This is a genomic window from Mycobacterium sp. NGS69 (assembly GCF_059812165.1).
Genome location: NZ_JCALCD010000001.1, coordinates 194,108 through 211,998 on the forward strand (window position 1 = coordinate 194,108; position 17,891 = coordinate 211,998).

At 68.0% G+C, this 17,891-nt stretch carries 18 protein-coding genes; 5 read left to right on the top strand and 13 right to left on the bottom strand.

The genetic code is table 11. The features are described from left to right. Nucleotides 1–20 precede the first annotated feature (20 nt). From AC5Y2S_RS01025 to AC5Y2S_RS01040, 4 genes are read right to left on the bottom strand one after another with little or no spacing between them, the layout of a single operon-like run. Entirely contained in the window at nucleotides 21–1,748 is a 1,728-nt protein-coding gene (locus AC5Y2S_RS01025) for an FAD-binding protein (protein ID WP_499953245.1), read from the bottom strand. Continuing rightward, nucleotides 1,745–2,662, bottom strand: a complete 918-nt coding sequence (locus tag AC5Y2S_RS01030; RefSeq protein ID WP_499953247.1) for a 3-carboxyethylcatechol 2,3-dioxygenase — start codon at nucleotides 2,660–2,662, stop codon at nucleotides 1,745–1,747. The genes AC5Y2S_RS01025 and AC5Y2S_RS01030 overlap by 4 nt, the downstream gene beginning before the upstream one ends. After that, complete coding sequence (locus AC5Y2S_RS01035) at nucleotides 2,610–4,316, bottom strand: bifunctional 3-(3-hydroxy-phenyl)propionate/3-hydroxycinnamic acid hydroxylase (RefSeq protein WP_499953248.1); 1,707 nt, start codon at nucleotides 4,314–4,316, stop codon at nucleotides 2,610–2,612. The genes AC5Y2S_RS01030 and AC5Y2S_RS01035 overlap by 53 nt, the downstream gene beginning before the upstream one ends. Continuing rightward, on the bottom strand, nucleotides 4,316–5,179 hold the full coding sequence (locus AC5Y2S_RS01040) for an alpha/beta fold hydrolase (protein ID WP_499953249.1): 864 nt from the start codon (nucleotides 5,177–5,179) through the stop codon (nucleotides 4,316–4,318). Before AC5Y2S_RS01040 ends, AC5Y2S_RS01035 begins: the two co-directional genes overlap by 1 nt. A gap of 126 nt (nucleotides 5,180–5,305) precedes the next feature. Between AC5Y2S_RS01040 and AC5Y2S_RS01045 the strand changes: the two genes are divergently transcribed. Beyond that, nucleotides 5,306–5,971: an IclR family transcriptional regulator gene (locus AC5Y2S_RS01045; RefSeq protein ID WP_499903617.1), complete on the top strand. Its 666-nt coding sequence runs from the start codon at nucleotides 5,306–5,308 to the stop codon at nucleotides 5,969–5,971. Between the two features lie 26 nt (nucleotides 5,972–5,997). Then, nucleotides 5,998–7,629, top strand: a complete 1,632-nt coding sequence (locus tag AC5Y2S_RS01050) for an FAD-dependent oxidoreductase (RefSeq protein WP_499953251.1) — start codon at nucleotides 5,998–6,000, stop codon at nucleotides 7,627–7,629. 7 nt (nucleotides 7,630–7,636) lie between these two features. On the opposite strand, the gene AC5Y2S_RS01055 is transcribed toward AC5Y2S_RS01050, so the two are convergent. From AC5Y2S_RS01055 to AC5Y2S_RS01065, 3 genes are read right to left on the bottom strand one after another with little or no spacing between them, the layout of a single operon-like run. After that, nucleotides 7,637–8,014, bottom strand: a complete 378-nt coding sequence (locus AC5Y2S_RS01055) for a nuclear transport factor 2 family protein (RefSeq protein WP_499953252.1) — start codon at nucleotides 8,012–8,014, stop codon at nucleotides 7,637–7,639. A 46-nt stretch (nucleotides 8,015–8,060) separates the two neighbouring features. Further along, nucleotides 8,061–8,948 carry a methylmalonyl Co-A mutase-associated GTPase MeaB gene (meaB, locus tag AC5Y2S_RS01060; protein ID WP_499953254.1) on the bottom strand — a complete coding sequence of 296 codons (888 nt, stop codon included), beginning with the start codon at nucleotides 8,946–8,948 and terminating at the stop codon, nucleotides 8,061–8,063. A gap of 7 nt (nucleotides 8,949–8,955) precedes the next feature. After that, complete coding sequence (locus tag AC5Y2S_RS01065; protein WP_499953256.1) at nucleotides 8,956–10,095, bottom strand: thiolase family protein; 1,140 nt, start codon at nucleotides 10,093–10,095, stop codon at nucleotides 8,956–8,958. Nucleotides 10,096–10,320: 225 nt separating this feature from the next. Between AC5Y2S_RS01065 and AC5Y2S_RS01070 the strand changes: the two genes are divergently transcribed. Then, complete coding sequence (locus AC5Y2S_RS01070; RefSeq protein ID WP_499953258.1) at nucleotides 10,321–11,193, top strand: proline iminopeptidase-family hydrolase; 873 nt, start codon at nucleotides 10,321–10,323, stop codon at nucleotides 11,191–11,193. A 58-nt stretch (nucleotides 11,194–11,251) separates the two neighbouring features. On the opposite strand, the gene AC5Y2S_RS01075 is transcribed toward AC5Y2S_RS01070, so the two are convergent. The 4 genes from AC5Y2S_RS01075 to AC5Y2S_RS01090 are packed head-to-tail and all read right to left on the bottom strand — an operon-like array spanning nucleotide 11,252 to nucleotide 15,381. Beyond that, nucleotides 11,252–12,019, bottom strand: coding sequence for an enoyl-CoA hydratase/isomerase family protein (locus AC5Y2S_RS01075; RefSeq protein WP_499953260.1), 768 nt, complete (start codon nucleotides 12,017–12,019; stop codon nucleotides 11,252–11,254). Beyond that, the gene (locus AC5Y2S_RS01080) at nucleotides 12,020–13,108 is read right to left on the bottom strand and encodes an acyl-CoA dehydrogenase family protein (RefSeq protein WP_499953261.1); all 1,089 of its coding nucleotides are present in this window, start codon (nucleotides 13,106–13,108) and stop codon (nucleotides 12,020–12,022) included. After that, nucleotides 13,095–14,000 (bottom strand): acyl-CoA dehydrogenase family protein, encoded by a 906-nt coding sequence (locus AC5Y2S_RS01085; protein WP_499953262.1) that lies wholly within the window; start codon nucleotides 13,998–14,000, stop codon nucleotides 13,095–13,097. The genes AC5Y2S_RS01080 and AC5Y2S_RS01085 overlap by 14 nt, the downstream gene beginning before the upstream one ends. Beyond that, nucleotides 13,978–15,381, bottom strand: a complete 1,404-nt coding sequence (locus AC5Y2S_RS01090; RefSeq protein ID WP_499953264.1) for a class I adenylate-forming enzyme family protein — start codon at nucleotides 15,379–15,381, stop codon at nucleotides 13,978–13,980. Before AC5Y2S_RS01090 ends, AC5Y2S_RS01085 begins: the two co-directional genes overlap by 23 nt. A gap of 100 nt (nucleotides 15,382–15,481) precedes the next feature. On the opposite strand from AC5Y2S_RS01090, the gene AC5Y2S_RS01095 reads away from it, so the two are divergent. After that, nucleotides 15,482–15,826 carry a 2Fe-2S iron-sulfur cluster-binding protein gene (locus AC5Y2S_RS01095; RefSeq protein WP_499953265.1) on the top strand — a complete coding sequence of 115 codons (345 nt, stop codon included), beginning with the start codon at nucleotides 15,482–15,484 and terminating at the stop codon, nucleotides 15,824–15,826. A gap of 20 nt (nucleotides 15,827–15,846) precedes the next feature. Continuing rightward, nucleotides 15,847–16,161 carry a hypothetical protein gene (locus AC5Y2S_RS01100; protein WP_499953266.1) on the top strand — a complete coding sequence of 105 codons (315 nt, stop codon included), beginning with the start codon at nucleotides 15,847–15,849 and terminating at the stop codon, nucleotides 16,159–16,161. Here AC5Y2S_RS01100 and AC5Y2S_RS01105 read toward each other — a convergent pair. Further along, nucleotides 16,158–16,916, bottom strand: a complete 759-nt coding sequence (locus tag AC5Y2S_RS01105; RefSeq protein ID WP_499953268.1) for an LLM class flavin-dependent oxidoreductase — start codon at nucleotides 16,914–16,916, stop codon at nucleotides 16,158–16,160. The genes AC5Y2S_RS01100 and AC5Y2S_RS01105 overlap by 4 nt on opposite strands. After that, nucleotides 16,913–17,806 (bottom strand): SDR family oxidoreductase, encoded by an 894-nt coding sequence (locus tag AC5Y2S_RS01110; RefSeq protein WP_499953269.1) that lies wholly within the window; start codon nucleotides 17,804–17,806, stop codon nucleotides 16,913–16,915. Before AC5Y2S_RS01110 ends, AC5Y2S_RS01105 begins: the two co-directional genes overlap by 4 nt. Nucleotides 17,807–17,891 lie beyond the last annotated feature (85 nt).

Consider the following 17,891-nt stretch of genomic DNA (forward strand, 5'->3'; position numbering starts at 1 on the left):
CCCATATGGGTTTAAGGGGTCTATTTGCCAGGTTGGGCCGCAAGGTGTTTGGCGGCCACGTAGCCGAACGTCATCGCCGGGCCGATGGTCGCCCCGGCGCCGGCATAGCTGCGGCCCATCACCGGCGCCGACGTGTTGCCGACCGCGTAGAGCCCCGGCACCGCGGTGCCGTCGGGCCGCAGCACGCGGGCGTGTTCGTCGACGCGCAGGCCACCAGAAGTGCCCAGGTCACCCAGGACGATCCGGAATGCGTAGTACGGCGGCTTGCCCAGCGGATACAGGTTCGGGTTGGGCAAGGTCGGATCGCCGTAGTAGTTGTCGTAGACGCTGTCGCCGCGGTTGAAATCGTCGTCGTGCCCCTGGCGCGCGAGTTCGTTGAAGCGGCTTGCGGTTTCGGAAAGTTGATGTGCCGGCACTCCTATCTCGGCGGCCATTTCGTCCCACGTCGTAGCCGCTTTGACTACGCCCGATTCCAGCCAGGCGGCGGGAACCTTGCGGCCGGTGGGGACCGGCGCGCCGGGAATTTTCGGTATCGGGACATGGCCACCGACGACATAGCGATTGAACGACCGGTGATCGGTGATGAGCCAGCACGGGATGTGGGTCACCCCCGACTTCTGGCCGTCGATCATGGCGTGGCCGAAATCCATATAGGGCGCCGCCTCGTTGATGAAGCGCTTCCCGTCGCCGTTGACGATGAACTGCGCGGGCATCATGCGTTCGTTGAGCATGAACTGCATCCGCCCGTCGGGCCACTGGATCGCCGGGAACCACCATGCCTCGTCCAGCAGTTCGGTTGCGGCGCCGACCTTCTCGCCCGCTCGGATGCCGTCGCCCATCGCGGCGGGGTTGCCGAAACTCCAATCCTGCTCGATGACCGGCAGTTGTTCTTTGCGCCAGGCGAGGTCGTGGTCGAAGCCGCCGGAGGCCAGGATGACCCCCCGTCGCGCACCGACCCGCTGGGTGGCGCCGTCCCTCTCCACCACCGCCCCGGTCACCGCGCCGCGCGCGTCGGTGAGCAATTCCACCAGCGGCGAGTCCAGCCACAGTGGGATCCCGCGTTCCCGCATGGCCAGCCTGAGCCGGGCGGCCAGTGACTGTCCGATCGCCGCCATCCGTTCGCCGAAAACCCTGGCCCTGACCATCCGCGCGATCAGCTTCAACACCACGCCCTTGCCGGCCCATGACTGCCGGATCCGGTAGAAGGTCCGTAGCTCCTTGGGACCCAGCCAGATTCCCTTGGGGGCGAGCGCCAACGGCTGCAGCAGCGTCTGCTCGTCGGGCCCCAGCTTGCGCAGGTCGAGGGGGGGCACATTGATGGTGCTGCCCAACTCGGAGCCGCCGGGCAGCTCCGGGTAGTAATCGGCATAGCCAGGCTTCCAGACGAATTCGAACCAGCTCGAGAGGTTCTCGAGGAACTCGAGCATCCGCGGCGCCGAATCGACGTACTGGCGTATTCGCGCTTCGTCGACCAGCCCGTCGGTGATCTGCCGCAGGTACTCGACGACCCCTTCGGGCGACGGCGCGTAGCCCTCCCTGCGCTGCGCCGGCGCACCGGGAACCCAGATACCCCCGCCCGAAAGGGCGGTCGAACCTCCGAAGTGCGAGGACTTCTCCACCACCAGGGCGTCCAGCCCGGACGCGTGCGCGGTCAGCGCCGCCGTCATGCCGCCGCCGCCGGAGCCGACGACGAGCACGTCGACGATGTGGTCGAAGACGCCGGCGGTGCCCGAGAACGAGGACGTCATTTCGGCACCGCCGTCCGGATGGCGAAACCGGCGATCAGCTCGGGAGCCGGTTTGTAGTACTGCAGCGTCGTCCGGTACGGCCCGGCGGCCTCCAGGGCCGCAAACGCCGCGACCCACGTTCTGATCTCTTGCGCGGAGCTGCCCCCCTCGTGGGCCACGAACGAGTTGGACCACTGATCGAGATCGGAAAGCCTTCCGCTGTCCAGGATCTCGAGGAATCGGTGGTCCCACGCCGGGTTGAGCGGTTGCAGCCCACCCGCACCGGCCGCGAAGCTTTTGGCCGCGTCGATCACGGCGAGCTGCCGGGCCCGTCGCTGCTCCGGCGTCATCGGCCGGCCATGCACGATCCGCTCGCGCACCGGCGCGGGCGCGGTGGCCAGCGTCGGCACCGGGGGGCTGTGGGAAAGTCCCCCGGATCCCAGCAGCAGGACCCGCTTGTCCAGGGTGGCCAGGTAGTTGCCCACCGCGGTACCCAGCGCCCGGCACCGGTGCAACGGCCCGAGCGGCGCGGCGACCGCGTTGAGGAAGATCGGTATCACGGGTCGCGCGGTGGCGTGGCCGAAGAGCTTCTCCAGCGGCTGGACGGTGCCGTGATCGACGTCCATGCTGACCGACACGGCCACGTCGACCCCGGCGCCCAGAACCGCTTCGGCGCATTCGTTGGCAAGGTCTTCCGGGACGTCCAGCGGCCCAGCGTGGGTACCGTAGTCCCCCACGCCGTTGGCACTCGTGCCGATGCAGAACGGCGGCATCACCTTGTAGAAGAACCCGTTGAAATGGTCCGGGGAAAATGTCACCACGAGGTCGGGCCGGTAGGCCCGCACAAACTCGCGCGCCTGGACGATCGCGGCTTCGATGTCGTCAAGCAGGTCCCGCGACGGCCCCGGAAGATTCAGCAGCGGGCTGTGCGACATACAGCACAGAGCCAGTGCCACTTGGCAAATCACCCCCCTCCGGCTTGAGGGCGAGCGCCTCGAAAAGGCGGGCGCTCAGTTCCGGTGCGCGCTGGGCGATGCACGCACCGGCGATGCACCGATCGGGCCGCAGAAACAGCACCGATTCCTGGTGGGTGTCGAACCACGCCTTCAGTCCGCCGTTGCGGTCCCCGACGATCACGACATCGGGATCGTCGTGGCCTTCCCAGTGCAGCTGGGTCGCCGGGCGCAGCGCAAAGAATCTGGCGCCCAGGGCTTTCCAGCTTTCGAACGCCACGTCGCCGAGGATCTTGCGCGGGTTGTTGTTCCAGCACACCACGGCCAGCCAGTCGCCCAGCACGTCGTCCAGCAGCACATCCCGCTTGGTACGGGTGTCGACCTTGGGCTGAATGAACAGGGTGCCGACCGGCGAGTCGGCGCGGCCGGGGTCCGTGTGTACGACGGCCCCCTGGTCGTAACGCGGCATCGGCTTGAACCGCATTTCGAGCACATACCGCTTGAGCGAAGGCACGATTGACGCCGACCGCACCAGGACATCGCGCAGACCGGCCACCCGGCGATTGGTCGGGGAGATGGCGCGGCCGACCATGGTGGACAGGTCGATCATCGCCCGCGCGTGCTTGCGGCGCTCGATGTCGTAGGTGTCCAGCAACCTGTCGTCCGCCAGGCCGCGCACCACCGCGGCAAGCTTCCAGCCCAGATTGAACGCGTCCCGAATCCCGCTGTTGTAGCCCTGCCCCTGCCACACCGGCATCAGGTGCGCGGCGTCTCCGGCCAGCAGCAGCCGGCCCGAACGGAACGCGCCCGCGATCCGCGAGTGATGGGTGTAGACGCGGCGCCGGATCACGTCGACCCGGTCGGGGTGCGGCACCATCCGCGACAGCATCTGGCGCAGGAAGGCCGGATCCTCGGCCTGCTCGTCTGACTCGTCGCCGTGAATCATGAACTCGAAGCGGCGAATTCCGTGCGCGATCGAGATCGAGGCGTACGGGCGTTCCGGGTCGGCGCCCACCTCGCTGTTCGGGTGGCCGAGCGGATCGTTGGCGACGTCGACCACCAGCCAGCGCGTCGAGGAGGTCGTCCCGTCGAACGACACGCCCATCATGCGCCGGGTCATGCTGCGGCCACCGTCGCACCCGACGACGTAGCGGGCCCGCACCGGGGACGCATCGCCACCCAGCTCGACGGTGACCGCGTCGCCGTCTTGCCGGCAGGCCGTCATCGGCCGCTCCCACCGCACCTCGACGTGGTCGAACCGGTCCAGACCGCGCAGCAATTCGGCGTCGACGAGCGGCTGAACGAACCCGTTGCGCTTCGGCCAGCCGAAACACGCATCGGGAGGGGCCATTTCGGCGAGCACGCGACGCTTGGCGTCGACGAAACGAAGGATTTGGTTGGGCACGGTGTGCGGCAGGATGCGGTCGACCAGGCCGATCGACTGGAAGGTGCGCAACCCCTCGTCGTCCAGCCCGACACCGCGCGGATAGTCGATGAGCGATGCCCGTTCGTCGACCACCAGCGTGCGGACGCCTTGCAGGCCAAGGATATTGGCGAGTGTCAGCCCCACCGGACCGGCGCCGACGACGAGAACCTCGACATCGACCCCCGGTGCGTCCCGCTCGACAGCCGCCATCAGCGGCCCAGCAGGAAGTCGAGATGTAGGCGGTTGAAGGTCTTGGCGTCCTCATACTGCGGCCAGTGACCGCAGCCGGGCATCAGCTCGAAGCGCGCGTTGGGAATCATCGACGCGATGCGGCGGCCCTCGGTCACGTCGGCGGTCGGATCGTCACTGGTCCACAGCACCAGCGTGGGCGCGGTGATCGAACCGTATTCTTCCGGTCCGATGATGTTGCGGGCGCGGATCTCGGGATCCTGCAGGGCCATGATGTCGCGCATGGCGTCGACGAATCCTGCTTGGCGGTATACCCGTTGGCGGCTGGCGACCAGGTCGTCGTAATCCTTGGACTTGTCGGCCATCAGCCATTTGATCCGCGCTTGGACCGTTTCCCAGGTCGGGTTCTCAGCGGCGGCCATGGACAGCGTGATGATCCGCTGCATCACCTCCGGATCGGCCTGGGAGCCGCCGGCGGTGTTGAGGACCAGTCGGTCCACCGCGTCGGGGTGGTCGATGGCGGCTCGCGCGGCGACCCAGCCCCCCAGCGATTCACCGCTGACGCTGGCGCGGTCGACCCCGATGGCGTTCAGCACCTCCATCAGGTGGTCGACGTAGTGGGCGACCTCAAGCGGGTGGCCCGGTTTGTCGGTATAACCATGGCCCAGCATGTCGATGGACCAGGTCCAGAAGTGCTCGGCGTGCGCCGCGAGGTTCCGGACGTAGGCCTCCGCGTGGCCACCGGATCCGTGCAGGAACATCAGCACCGGCTTGCCGGAATCGCCGGCGCGCAGGTAGCGGGTGCGCACTCCGCCGGCATGGAGGTAGCCCTGCGAAAACGCGACACCCTGGAGATCGCTCCATATGCTCTCGAATTCCGCCACGGTCCCTCTCACGCCAGCTGGGTCGGAAATATTGTTCTCGTCTTTGGCCTACGTCGTGTGCTAATATCGCACACTGATGTGCGTTATCTATAGAGCTTCGCTCTCGGATGGGGGTATGTCAAGGTCATGACGGGCTCCCAGACGCTGGCCAGGGGGCTCACGGCGCTGCACATGGTGGCCGATTCGCCGAACGGGCTGACCGTGCAGCAGCTGGCCGACCAACTCGGGGTGCACCGCACGATCGCCTATCGACTGCTTTCCACGCTCACCGAGTTTCGGTTGGTGGCCAAAGGCGAGGACGGGCGCTACCGCCCGGCGGCCGGCCTGGCGGTGCTCGGTGCGTCGTTCGACCGCAACGTGCGTCAGGTCAGCCTGCCGATCCTGCGCGCGTTGGCCGACGACCTGAGCACCACGGTGTCGCTGCTCATCGCCGAGGGCGACCAGCAGGTGGCGATCGCGGTGATCGTCCCCAGTCATGTCGCTTACCAACTGTCCTTCCACGAGGGCAGTCGATATCCGCTGGACCGCGGTGCCGCGGGAATCGCCTTGCTCGCGAACATGCCACCGCGCCCGGGCGAGCGAGAGCTGGTGACCAAGACTCGGGAGTGCGGTTGGGTGATCACCTACGGCGAAATCGAGCCGAACACATACGGTTTGGCGGTCCCGGTCAACCGCCCGCCGCCGTCGCCGCCGACCTGTATCAACCTCATCTCGCACCGTGAGGATGTCGTGATGCGCGGCAAAGACGCGGTAATCACCGCCGCAAAGCAGTTGGCGGAGCTGTTGAGCTAGCCACGGAGCTGAAGGGATAACCATCCATGTCATGGGACCGTGAAGTCGATGTCGCCGTGCTCGGCAGCGGAGGCGCCGGACTCACCGCGGCGCTGACGGCGGCGGTGGCCGGCGCGTCCGTCGAGGTGTTCGAGAAGGCCTCCACGGTTGGCGGCACCACCGCCGTGTCCGGCGGCGTCGTGTGGATTCCCGCCCATAACCGTTCTCCCGATGGGGAATTGACGGTGGCGGACGCGTTGCGCTACCTGCGCGCGCAGTCCCTTGGCGCGATGGACGACGCCTTGGTCGAGACATTCGTGCGGACCGGCCCGCGGATGCTCGACTTCGTCGAAGCGAACAGCAAGCTTCACTTCGAGATTGCCACCGGGTTTCCCGACTACCGGCCCGAGTTGCCTGGAGGGCAGCCCGGCGGTGGCCGGTCGCACATCCCGGCTCCGTTCGACCTGAATCGATTGGGCGAGTGGGGCACTCGGATCACGGCGTTCCCGATCGACTTTTCCAATGTGGGTTTTGACGCCGAGACCCTGGCCCGCTTGCACGCGGCCCGCCTGGATGCGGCGGCCGACGAACAACCCGGCAACCTGTGCGTCGCCGGTGCCGCACTGATCGCCGGCCTTCTGGGCGGCGTGCTGGAGGCCCGCGCGACGATCCACGTCGACGCCCGCGCCGACCAGCTCATCGCCGATGCCGGTGAGATCATCGGCGTCCGGGTCGCCTTGCCTGAACGGACCATCCGCGTGCGCGCCCGCCGCGGAGTCATCCTGGGGACGGGCGGCTTCGAATGGGATCCGGTGCTGACACAAGCGTTTCTGCGCGGCCCCATGCACGGCGCCGTCTCGCCGCCGTACAACACCGGCGACGGGCTGCGCATGGCGATGTCGCAGGGAGCGGATCTGGCCAACATGGGCGAAGCCTGGTGGGTGCCGATCGTGCAGATCCCGGGCGACACCATCGAGGGAAAGCCGCGAAGCCGCAGCGTCCGCCTGGAACGCACCCGCCCGAGGAGCATCATCGTCAACTCGGCCGGGCGCCGGTTCGTCAACGAAGCATCCGACTACAACTCGATGGCCGGCGCGTTCCAGTACCTCGACCCCCGAGGGGGATACGTCAACGATCGCGGGTGGATGGTGTTCGACTCGGTCCACCTGCAGCGGTATGGGTTCCTGGGTATCGCGCCCGGGCAAGCGGTCCCGGACTGGTTCTGCGAATCGGCAGACCTCGCCGAACTGGCCGCGAAGACCGGCATCGACGCCGACGGCCTCAGCCGCACCGTCGCGGACTGGAACCGCCATGTCGCCGCGGGCGCGGATCCGGACTTCGGACGCGGTTCCAGCGCGTACGACGGCTATTGGGGCGACGACAGCGCCACCACGCTCGCCGGCAAGACCCTCGGCCCGATCGACACCGCGCCCTACTACGCCGTGCCGGTGCGCATCGGCGCCATGGGCACCAAGGGCGGCCCGCGCACCGACGCCGACGCCCGCGTCCTGCACGTCGGTGGCGACCCGATACCGGGCTTGTTCGCCGCGGGCAATGCGATGGGCGGTGTGACCGGCCGGGCCTACGGCGGTGCCGGTGGAACCATCGGCCCGGCAATGGTTTTCGGTTATCGCGCGGGTCACGCGGCGGCAACCGGGAAATCGGTCGACCTTCAGTAGCTAATTGCTAAACCCCGAACGCGCTCGTGATGGCGGCCATGTCGAAGTAGTCGCGCCACGCGACGATCCGGTCGTCGTGCACCTCGAAGACGCCCATCACCGGCAAGGGGAACGTCCCGCCGTCCTTGCGGCGCATCACGTCCGTGCGCTCGTTCATCACCCAAGTGCCGTCGCTGACCTGCCGGTGCACGTTGAAGTCGATGCCATCGAACGCCGCGAGAAACCCCGCGATGAATTCCCTGATCGCCTCGCGGCCGCGCACCGGATCCATCGGGATGTTGTGGTAGACGGCGTCTTCGGTGAAGTACGCGGCCAGCTCGTCCGGCTGCGGGGACGCCCAGCGTTTGCAGAATTCGGTTACCAGCTCATCGGCGGAACGTGTCATGGGTTCATGCAACACAGCGATGCCGAGCAAAGCAAGAGGCCGGTCGTTAGCCGCCTTGTTCGGTCGGCGAAGAAAGCAGCTTTTCGGCCGCCGTGTACGGATCATCGTGGCCGTCGACCACCGCCTCGGCCAGCCGGTCGAGACCCTGCTGGGACCGCAGCCGCGTTTGCGCCATCGACAGGATCTGCGCCCGGGCCCGCGCCAACCGGCGCTCGCGGCTGTCGCTGCGGTGGTGATCTTCGATGGCGGCCACCAGATCGGCGACGCCCTCGCCCCGGGCGGCGATGAGGCTGACGATCGGGGCGTTGGTCTCGGCGCGCAGATCCCGCACCGTCTGTTGGGCGCCCTCGCGGTCGGCCTTGTTGACCGCCACGATGTCGGCGACTTCGAGCACGCCGGCCTTGGCCGCCTGCACCGCGTCCCCCGCCCCCGGATTGAGGATGACGATGGTCGGGTCGGCAACGGCGGCGATTTCGATCTCCGACTGCCCCACACCCACGGTCTCCAGCAACACCACGTCGTACCCGATGGCGCCCAGCAGCCGGATGGCCGCCGGAACCGCGGCGGCCAGCCCGCCGACGTGACCGCGGGTCGCCACCGAGCGAATCAGGACGTCGGAGTCGTTGATATGCGCGGTCATTCGGATCCGGTCGCCCAGCAGCGCGCCGCCGCTGAACGGCGACGACGGGTCCACGGCGAGCACGGCCACCCGGCTCCCCCGTTCGCGGTAGGCGCCGACCAGGGCGCCGACGGTCGTCGACTTGCCGGCGCCCGGCGGTCCGGTGATGCCGATGACGCGGACCTTGAGCGCGGTCGCGGGCCCGATGCTCGCCAGCACCTCGTCCCGGCGGTCGCCTTCGACGAGGCTGAGCAGCCGACCCGCCGCGCGCGGAGATCCGTTGCGCGCTCCCGCGATCAGGTCGGCGATCGTCATGTGCGCATTATGGCGCAGCGACCTCGATGACCGTCGCGGAACCCATTCCGCCGCCCGCGCACATGGCCGCCACCGCTATTCCGCCACCGCGGCGGCGCAATTCGTGCACCAGCGTGACCAGCATCCGGGCCCCTGTTGCGGCAACTGGGTGTCCGAGCGAGCAGCCGCTGCCGCTGACGTTGACCTTGTCGGGGTCCAGGTCGAGCAGCTTGATGGTGGCCACGCACATCGCCGCGAAGGCCTCGTTGATTTCGAACAGGTCCACATCGGAGATCGAAAGCCCCGCGCGGGCAAGCGCTTTCGGTATGGCATCGACGGGCGCCAAGCCGGTGATGGCCGGATCGACGCCGACGGACGCCCAGGACCGCACGGTGGCCAGCGCGGGCAGGCCGAGGGCGTCGCTCGCGATGGTCAGCACGGCCGCACCGTCGTTGGCGCCGCAGGCGTTCCCGGCGGTGATCGAGAAGCCCTCGATCTCCGGATGCAGCGGCTTGAGCGCCGCCAGTTTCTCCATGGTGGTGTCGCGGCGCGGGTGCTCGTCGACCGAGAACAGCCCGTGCGGCGTCTCGATCGGGACGATCTCCTCCTTGAAGCGCCCCTCGTCGATCGCCGCGATGGCGTTGCGGTGCGACCGCAGCGCCCACACGTCCATCTCCTCGCGGCTCACGCCCGCCTTGACCGCTGCGTTCCAGCCGACGGTGATCGACATGTCCATGTTCGGTGCGTCGGGCCGGTCCGGGTGGGTCGGCGGGAACCAGTCGACCCATTCCCCGTCGACCTGCATTCGCGACCGCGGGGAGGTCGACGCCGAGTTCACGCCGCCGGCGATGACGAGCTGGTCCATCCCGGCTCGCACACTCGCCGCCGCGCTCTGCACCGCCGCCTGACCGGCCGCGCAGTGCCGGTTGTTGGCCAGGCCCGGCACCTGGGGCAGGCCCGCCGTGATGGCCGCGTGGCGCGCGACCACTCCGCCACCGTAGAGGCCCTCGCCGAGGATCACGTCGTCGACGTGGGCCGGGTCCAGCTCTTTCGCGGCTTCGCTGAGCACGTGGTGCGCGAGGTCGAACGCGCTGGTGTCGCGCAGCGTCCCCTTGCGGGCGGTGCCGATGGGGGTCCGCAGGGCGGAGACGATGACGGCTTCGGGCACAGGTCTTCTCCAATTCGACAAGCGCAGTGCGGACGGGAGCCCCCGCACATTAGCGAGAACCTTATTCTCGCATTCCGAGAGTCGGAGTTGCAACAACGGCACCCCTCGCGAGCCGGAGCACCACCGGTCGCGAGCAGACGCAGAATCGCACGTAGTCGCTGCGGATCGTGCGATTCTGCGTCTGCTCGGCAAGCGCCGAAGGCACGGATTTGCGAAGGTGGGTGGATGACTCAGGGAACGATCGCGGTCCCGGGCGGCAGCGTGTGGTTCAAGCGAGTCGGTGGCGGCGCGGGCCGCCCGCTGCTCGTCGTTCACGGTGGACCCGGCTTGCCGCACAGCTACCTACGCTCGCTGGAGCGGTTGGCCGACGAGCGGGAAGTCGTCTTCTGGGATCAGCTGGGTTGCGGGAATTCCGAACGTCCATCCGACCCCGGTCTTTGGACGATGGAGCGTGCGGTCGCCGAGATGGATGCCGTGGTAAGGGGACTGGGGCTGAACCACTTTCACATCTTCGGCAACTCCTGGGGCGGAATGCTGGCGCAGCAGTACGCGCTCGAGGTGACATCCGGGGCGGCCAGCCTGACCATCTCCAACAGCATCGCGTCGATACCCGAGTTCTCGAAGATGGTTGCGCGCTTGAAATCCGAGCTCGACCCGTCAACTCAATCCGCCATCGACCGCCATGAAGCGGCCGGCACCACCTACTCCGCCGAATACCAGGCCGCCATCCGCACCTGGAACGAAACCTACCTGTGCCGCGTGCGTCCCTGGCCCGGCGAGCTCGAGGACGCGTTCCGGACCATGGGAACAGAGATCTTCGAGACGATGTTCGGCCCCAGCGACTTTCACATCGTCGGGACCATCCGGAACTGGGACGTGTTCGACCGGTTGCCCGAGATCTCGTTGCCGACCCTGGTCGTCGCGGGCAGGTACGACGAGTGCGTGCCGGAACACGCATGGGAAATGCACCGGCGCATACCGGGTTCGCGGTTCGAGCTGTTCGAGTCGAGCGCGCACATGCCGTTCATCGAGGAGCCCGACCGGTTCGACCAAGTCATGCGCGACTTCCTGCGGTCGATCGAAGCGCCGCGAGCCTAACCGCACTGCGAAATAACCGGCCGAAATTCGCAGTGTGGTTCGGCTCGCGGCCGTGCGGTCAGTTCTTGCCGGCGTTCAGCTTGGCGACGATCGACCGGAAATCCTCGGTGGTGAACGACTGGTGCTCGGCCGAAAGCGCATAATCCAGGCTGGCCAGAACCGCGCGCTCCAAGTGAATGTTGAGGACCCGCTTGGTGCTCTCGACCGCCTGCTGGGGCAGTTCCAAAATCTTTTCGGCGCAGGCGATTGCCTCGGCGACGGGGTCCGCCGCCACGTGGTTGGCCAGTCCCAGTTCGACGGCGCGCTGCGCGCTGATGCGGGTGCCGGTCAGCGCGTACTCCTTGGCCAGCAGCAGGCTGATGTGCAGCGGCCACGTCAGCGGTCCGCCGTCGGCGGCCACCAGGCCCACCTGGACGTGCGGGTCGGCGAGGAAGGCGTTCTCGGCGATGTAGACGATGTCGCTCAGCGCGACCAGGCTGCAGCCGAGCCCGACGGCCGGCCCGTTGACGGCCGCCACCACGGGAATTCGGCAACGCGCCATCCCCAGCACGATCTCGCGTCCGTCCCGGATGGTCTTGGCGCGCAGGTCGGCGTCTTGGGACAGTTCCTGCAGATACGCGAAATCCCCGCCAGCCGAAAACGCCTTGCCACTGCCGGTCAGCACCGCCGCGCGGGCCCCCGGATCGTCGGTCATTCGCTGCCACAGCCGCGCGAGCCCGACGTGCAGGTTGTCGTTGACCGCGTTGAGGTCGTCCGGGCGGTTCAGGGTGACGATCCGCAACGCCCCGTCGGCGCGCACGTCGATTTCGCTTGGCATGTCGTACATTCAGACTCCCAATCCGAGGATTCGCGAGGCGATGATGTTCTTCTGTATCTGTGACGTTCCGCCCATCACGCTCTGGGCGCGACTGTATAGATAGGCGCTGAGCAGGTCCGCATCGCGGGTGCCGGCGACCGCCAGCGCGGCGTGCCCCACCGATTGCTCGACCCAGGTCATCAGCAGCTTGTCCAGCGATCCTTCCGGGCCGTGCGAGACCCCGTCCAGCTGCTCGGATAGCCGCCGCCGGACGTGGTGCGTCAGCATCTCCGACTCGACCGCCGCCCACGCGAGCTCTTCGGGAACCGGGCCTGCGTTCCGCGCGAACAGGTTTCGGACCAGCTTGCCGTATCGCGCGGCGTAACCCAGCGTGGAGGGCTCCCGCTCGTGGCCGACGACCGTCATGGCGACGGCCCAGCCCTCCCCGGGGGCACCCACCATCCGATCCGCGGGCACCGTGGCACCGTCGAAGAACACCTGCCCGAATTCGTTGGTGACGCCGTTCATCATCCGTAACGGGCGCTGTTGCACGCCAGGCTGTTTCATGTTGAGCACGAACGCCGACAGGCCGCGGTGGCGTTTGGCGTCGGGGTCCGTGCGGGCCAACAGCAGACACCAGTCCGCCACATCGGAGTAGCTGGTCCAAATCTTGTGCCCGTGAACCACATAGGTGTCGCCCTCGAGCGTGGCGGTGGTGGTCAGCGATGCCAGATCCGAGCCGGCGCCGGGCTCGGAGAAGCCCTGGCACCAGCGCTCGGTGCCGTTGATGATGCCGGGCAGAAAGCGCTTCCGCAGCTCGTCGCTTCCGTGGCGGCCGATGCCGAAAACCAGGTAGCCGACGCTGGGGCGGGGCGGCGCGCCGGCGCGCACCAGCTCCTCGTCGACAATGACGTCGTAGACGGGTGCCAATTCCTGGCCGCCGTAGTCACGGGGCCAGGACAGGCCGAAAAAGCCGTTGTCGTAGAGGGCCCGGTGCCAGTCGGCCATGCGCTCCCAGTACTCGTCGCCGGAGCCGGAATATTCCTTGGCGTGCAACGCAAGCCACGACCGCAGGCGCTCGCGGAAGGCGGCCTCGTCGGGCGAATCACGAAAGTCCAAAGTCGATCTCCTTACACGTGACGGGCCACAGTTCGGTCGATGCCAGCGCGCGGCGCAGATAGACATGGGCGATGCATTCCCAGGTGTTGCCGATGCCGCCGTGCACCTGCACCGCGGTCTCGCAGACGGTGAGGGTGGCGCGCGCGCAGTACACCTTGGCTACCTGCGCGGCCCGGATGGCCTCGACCGGCGTGAGTTCGTCCACCGCCCAGGCGGCGTGGCGCAACACGCTCACCGAGCCTTCGATCAGCGCCAGGCTTTCGGCCAGCAGGTGTGCGATCGCCTGGTAGGAACCGATCGTCTTGCCGTACTGTTCGCGAATCTTGGCGTAATCGCACGCGACCGCGTGCGCGCCCCGCGCGATGCCGACCAGGTCCGCGGACGTGGTGACCAGCGCGAGCGCCAGCCACCGCCCCGCCACGTCGGACGACACCTCACCCAGCGTCGTCGGTGATCCCGCCGCGTCGGCCTCGGCGCGGGTCAGGTCGGCGCCGGCGCGGGTGGCCGCCACGTCGGCGGCCAGGACCGCGGTGCCGGACAGGGACAGGGCGCGCCGCGCACCCCGGGCGTCGATCACCCGGTCATCCACCGCGACGGTCGAACCCAAGCTTTCGGCACCGACGTGTCGCGCCAGGTCGTCGGCCAGCACGGGACCGAGGAACGGTGCGTCGACCAATCGGCGCCCGAATTCCTCGGCGACGATGGCCACTTCGACGCCGGAGGCGCCGTCGGAGCGCAGGGACCGCCACCCGGTCGTCTCAATCTGCTTGTCCAGCCGCGCGATTCGGCTCGGGTCGTCGAGATCCTGGACCGCTCCGGGCCCGAGATCGTCGGCCAGTTTGGCGGCGGCGTCGCGGAGCTGCTGCTGTTCAGCTGTCAGACGTACATCCATAAGACTCCTTCAGCACTCGTCGCAGCACCTTGCCCGAGGGCAGGCGCGGAATATCGTCCACGAACACGATGCGGCTCAGGTGTTTGTAGGACGCTAGCTTCTCGTCCACCCGGGCGGTGAGATCGGATGGGTCGACGGGCGCGCACGCGGCGACGGCTGCGACGATCGCCTCGCCGTTGATGCCGTCGGGAACGCCGAACACCGCGCAGTCTCTGACCGCCGGATGGCCGTGTAACACCTTCTCGATCTCGGCGGGCGCGACCTGAAAGCCGCGCACCTTGATCATCTCTTTGAGGCGGTCGGTGATCCGCAGCCAACCGGCGCCGTCGAGCCAGCCGACGTCCCCCGTGCGATACCAGCCGTCGCGGATCGCCTCGGCGGTCGCCACGGCGGGCAGGTAGCCGGCCATCAACGACGTCGACCGCGCCTGGATCTCGCCAACCTCGCCCGGGCCGACGGGCCGGCCGGTCTCCAACGAGACGATCCGCAGCTTTACCCCCGGAACCGGATGCCCGACCGAGTCAAGTCGCGCCCCCTGCAACGGATTACACGCGATCACGGGCAATTCCGTGGTGCCGTAGGCGGGGACCCAACCAACGCCGGTCCTCCGGGTCACGGTCTCCGCGACGCTGGGGCTGACCGGCGTCGCTCCCCACATGATGAAGCGAAGCGACGACAGGTCGTAGGTTTCCAGCCGGCGGTGCGACGCGATGGCCAGCGCGATGGGAGCGACGGCCATCTCGACTGTGATGCGGTCCTCTTCGATCGTCTGCAGCATCCGGTCGACGTCGAATCGCGGATGCAGCCGCATCCGGGCGCCGGTCCGCAGCGCGGTGAGGATGTTGAGCAGGCCGAGGATGTGTGACGGCGGTGTAGCGACCTGAATCCGGTCGCGTCGCGTCAGCTGCAGCGCCGCGCGCCAGTGCCCCACGGCCTCCCCCAAACCCGCGTGGGTGTGGCGCACGGCCTTCGGCAGACCGGTGGTCCCGGAACTGAACACCAGCACCGCGTCGGCGTGCGGCGGCGGCGACCCGGCCGGCGGCTCCCCCGTCGGGGCCGGCTCGTCCAGGTGCAGCATCGGCATCAGGCCGGCTAGCACCGGGTGGTCGCCGACGGCGTGCGCCGGGCCGGTGATCCCCAGCGCGTGGTCCACTTCGTCGCGCCGCCACGCGGGGCTGATGAGGACCGCGCTGGCACCCAGCCGCCAGATCGCCAGCACGACGGCCACGAATTCCGGACGGTTGGACGCCATGACCGCGACGCGCTGACCTGCGATTAGACCCCTTTTCGTCAGCGTCGCGGCCAGCCCGGCGGCCAACGCGTCGAGCTGAGGCAGGCTGAATCGCCGTTCCTCGAACACGAGCGCTGGCGGTTCGGTCACGTCCCCGTTCCTTCCAGCTGTCCAATGGCTTGAGAAGACCCTATCGCTCTGTGAGAATAGTATTCTCTATACTGAAGAATGCAAATGTGAGAGGGCGGTCATGGCGACGGTCACCACGATCATCGAGGAGACTCCACGGGTGACAGATCCCGCACCGAACAACGGCGCCGAGCCCGGCACGGTGACGATTCACCTCGACCGCAAGAAGGTTTCGGTCCCGCTGGTCCCCGGCGAAACCTTGTTGGAAAGCGCGAGGCGGGCGGGCCTGGAACCCCCGTTCAGTTGCGAGGCGGGCAACTGCGGCACGTGCATGGCACGGCTCATCGAGGGCCACGCGACCATGCGGGCCAACGACGCTCTGGAAGAGGACGAAATCGCCGAGGGCTACATTCTGACGTGCCAGGGCGTACCCGACACGGATTCGGTCACGGTGCGCTACGAGTAGTCACCAGAGAGGCGGTCGCGATGGCCAAGGGCATCATGTATGTCGAGAGCCGGCCGAGCTCGCCCGATCGCGAGCAGGAGTACAACACCTGGTACGACGAGGTTCATCTGCCTGAGCTTTTGGCGCTCGACGGAATCGTCGGGGCACGCCGGCTGCGGCCGGTTGACGGGCAGGGCCCGTATGTCGCCATCTACGAACTCGAGGGCGACGACCTGCAGGCCATCTTGGACAACATGATTGCCAACGCGGGTCAGCTGCACATGTCCGATGCGCTGCAGTTGGATCCGGCGCCGGTCCCGCGACTGCTCGAGACGACCACCGAGTGCGGCGGCTAACCCCGTTCGGTCAGCACCGGAGCCAGGTTTTCGAGTTGTTGTATGCCCGAGGCGAATTCGATGCCGATGGGCGGTAGAAGCGCCACGTGATCGGCACCGGCCGCCAGGTGCTCCCGCACTTGTGCGGCGACGGCCGCCGGCTCGGCTTCGGCGCCCATGGACAGTCCGACAACTAAAAGCTTGTCCGGCCCTAGCGACCGCCGAGCGTGCGCTGTGAAGTCCGGAGGCTGCCCGGCCGGCAGCGCGCCGTCGGCGATATCACCTGCCAGCGCAAGCATTTTCGGTCCGTTGGCGGCGACGATCCGCGGATAGGCCGCGTCGGGCGCCGGCGGCCAGGTGGGGCTGTCCATCCGGCTCACGTAGTCGCGCATGGTGGCCAGCGGGCTGCCGAACTCCTGGCCGACGCTTGCCGCCTGCTCGGGATAGCCGACCCCCAACCCGAGCACCAGCCTGTCCGGATAGGCCTGGGCCAGTTGGGCGGCCGCGGCGTGCATGGTCTGCGCCGGCCGGGCCCAGATGTTGGCGATGCAGGTGCCGAACACCATCCGCTCGGAGGCCGACAGCAGCATGGCGAGCTGTACCAGGGCGTCCTTTCCGATCACCTCATTCGTCCAGACGGCGCGGTACCCGGCGCGTCCCAGCCGGCCAACGGCCCCGCGCAGCTCAGCGGCGTGCGGGCTGGTGGTGAATGAGACCGGCAGGCACACGCCCACCGGGCCCAGCGCCGCTCGGGCCTCAGCGACGGTGTGGCTCATTCGCCGAAGTAGTGGCCGGCGTCGAGATCCTCAAGCAACCCCGGCCGCTCGGGTTGCCAATCCAGCACCTTCTGCGTCAGGGCGCTCGACGTCGGGTTGTCCAGCGACGCGAAGAGCGCGAGAAAGCCGAAGTGACCGGCTTCTTCGGCCGGAATGCTGACCGCGGGCACATTTAGATGGCGCGCGATGACGTCGGCGACGTCGCGGAACGGCACCCCTTCGTCGGCAACCCCGTGCAAACGCGTTCCGGGAGGCGCCTTTTCGAGAGCCAGCCGGTACATGTGCGCGGCGTCCAGCGTGTGCAGCGCGGGCCAGCGGTTGGCCCCGTCGCCGATATAGGCGGACTTCCCCGTCTCGCGGGCGGTGTTGATCAGGTGGTGGGCGAAGCCGTGGTGGTCCAGGTCGCTGTGTACCAACGGGGACAACCGAATAACCGAGGATCGCACTCCGCGTTCGGCCAACGCGATCACCGCCTTCTCAGAGTCGATCCGGGGACCGCCCGGCAGTGTGTCGTTTTCGGTCGCGAGGCGCCCCGGTGCGGCAAATGCGAGCAGCAGCGTTCCCGAGGTGATGACGAAGGGCCGGTCCGAACCGGCAAGCACGTCCCCCATGGCGTCGACCGCCCGCAGATCCGTCGCGGCGGCGCCGGCGAAGTCGTCCCAGTCGTGTTTGAAGGCGAGGTGAATGACGCCGTCGGCCGCCGCGGCCGCATCCCGCAAGCCATCGATATCGTCGAGATCACCCCGCCGCGCCGTGGCCCCGGCCGCGGTCAGCGCGGCAGCGCCCTCGTCCGAGCGGGCCAACCCGGTGACCTGATGACCGGCTTCGAGGAGTTCGGCGACGACGGCCGAACCGATGTGTCCGGTCGCGCCGGTGACAAAGACGTGCATGGAATTTCCCCTTCCGTTGACGCCATCAAGTCAATGACAACCTCGCCGATAGCGTCCAAGACCTCTTTCATATGATGCGATGCAT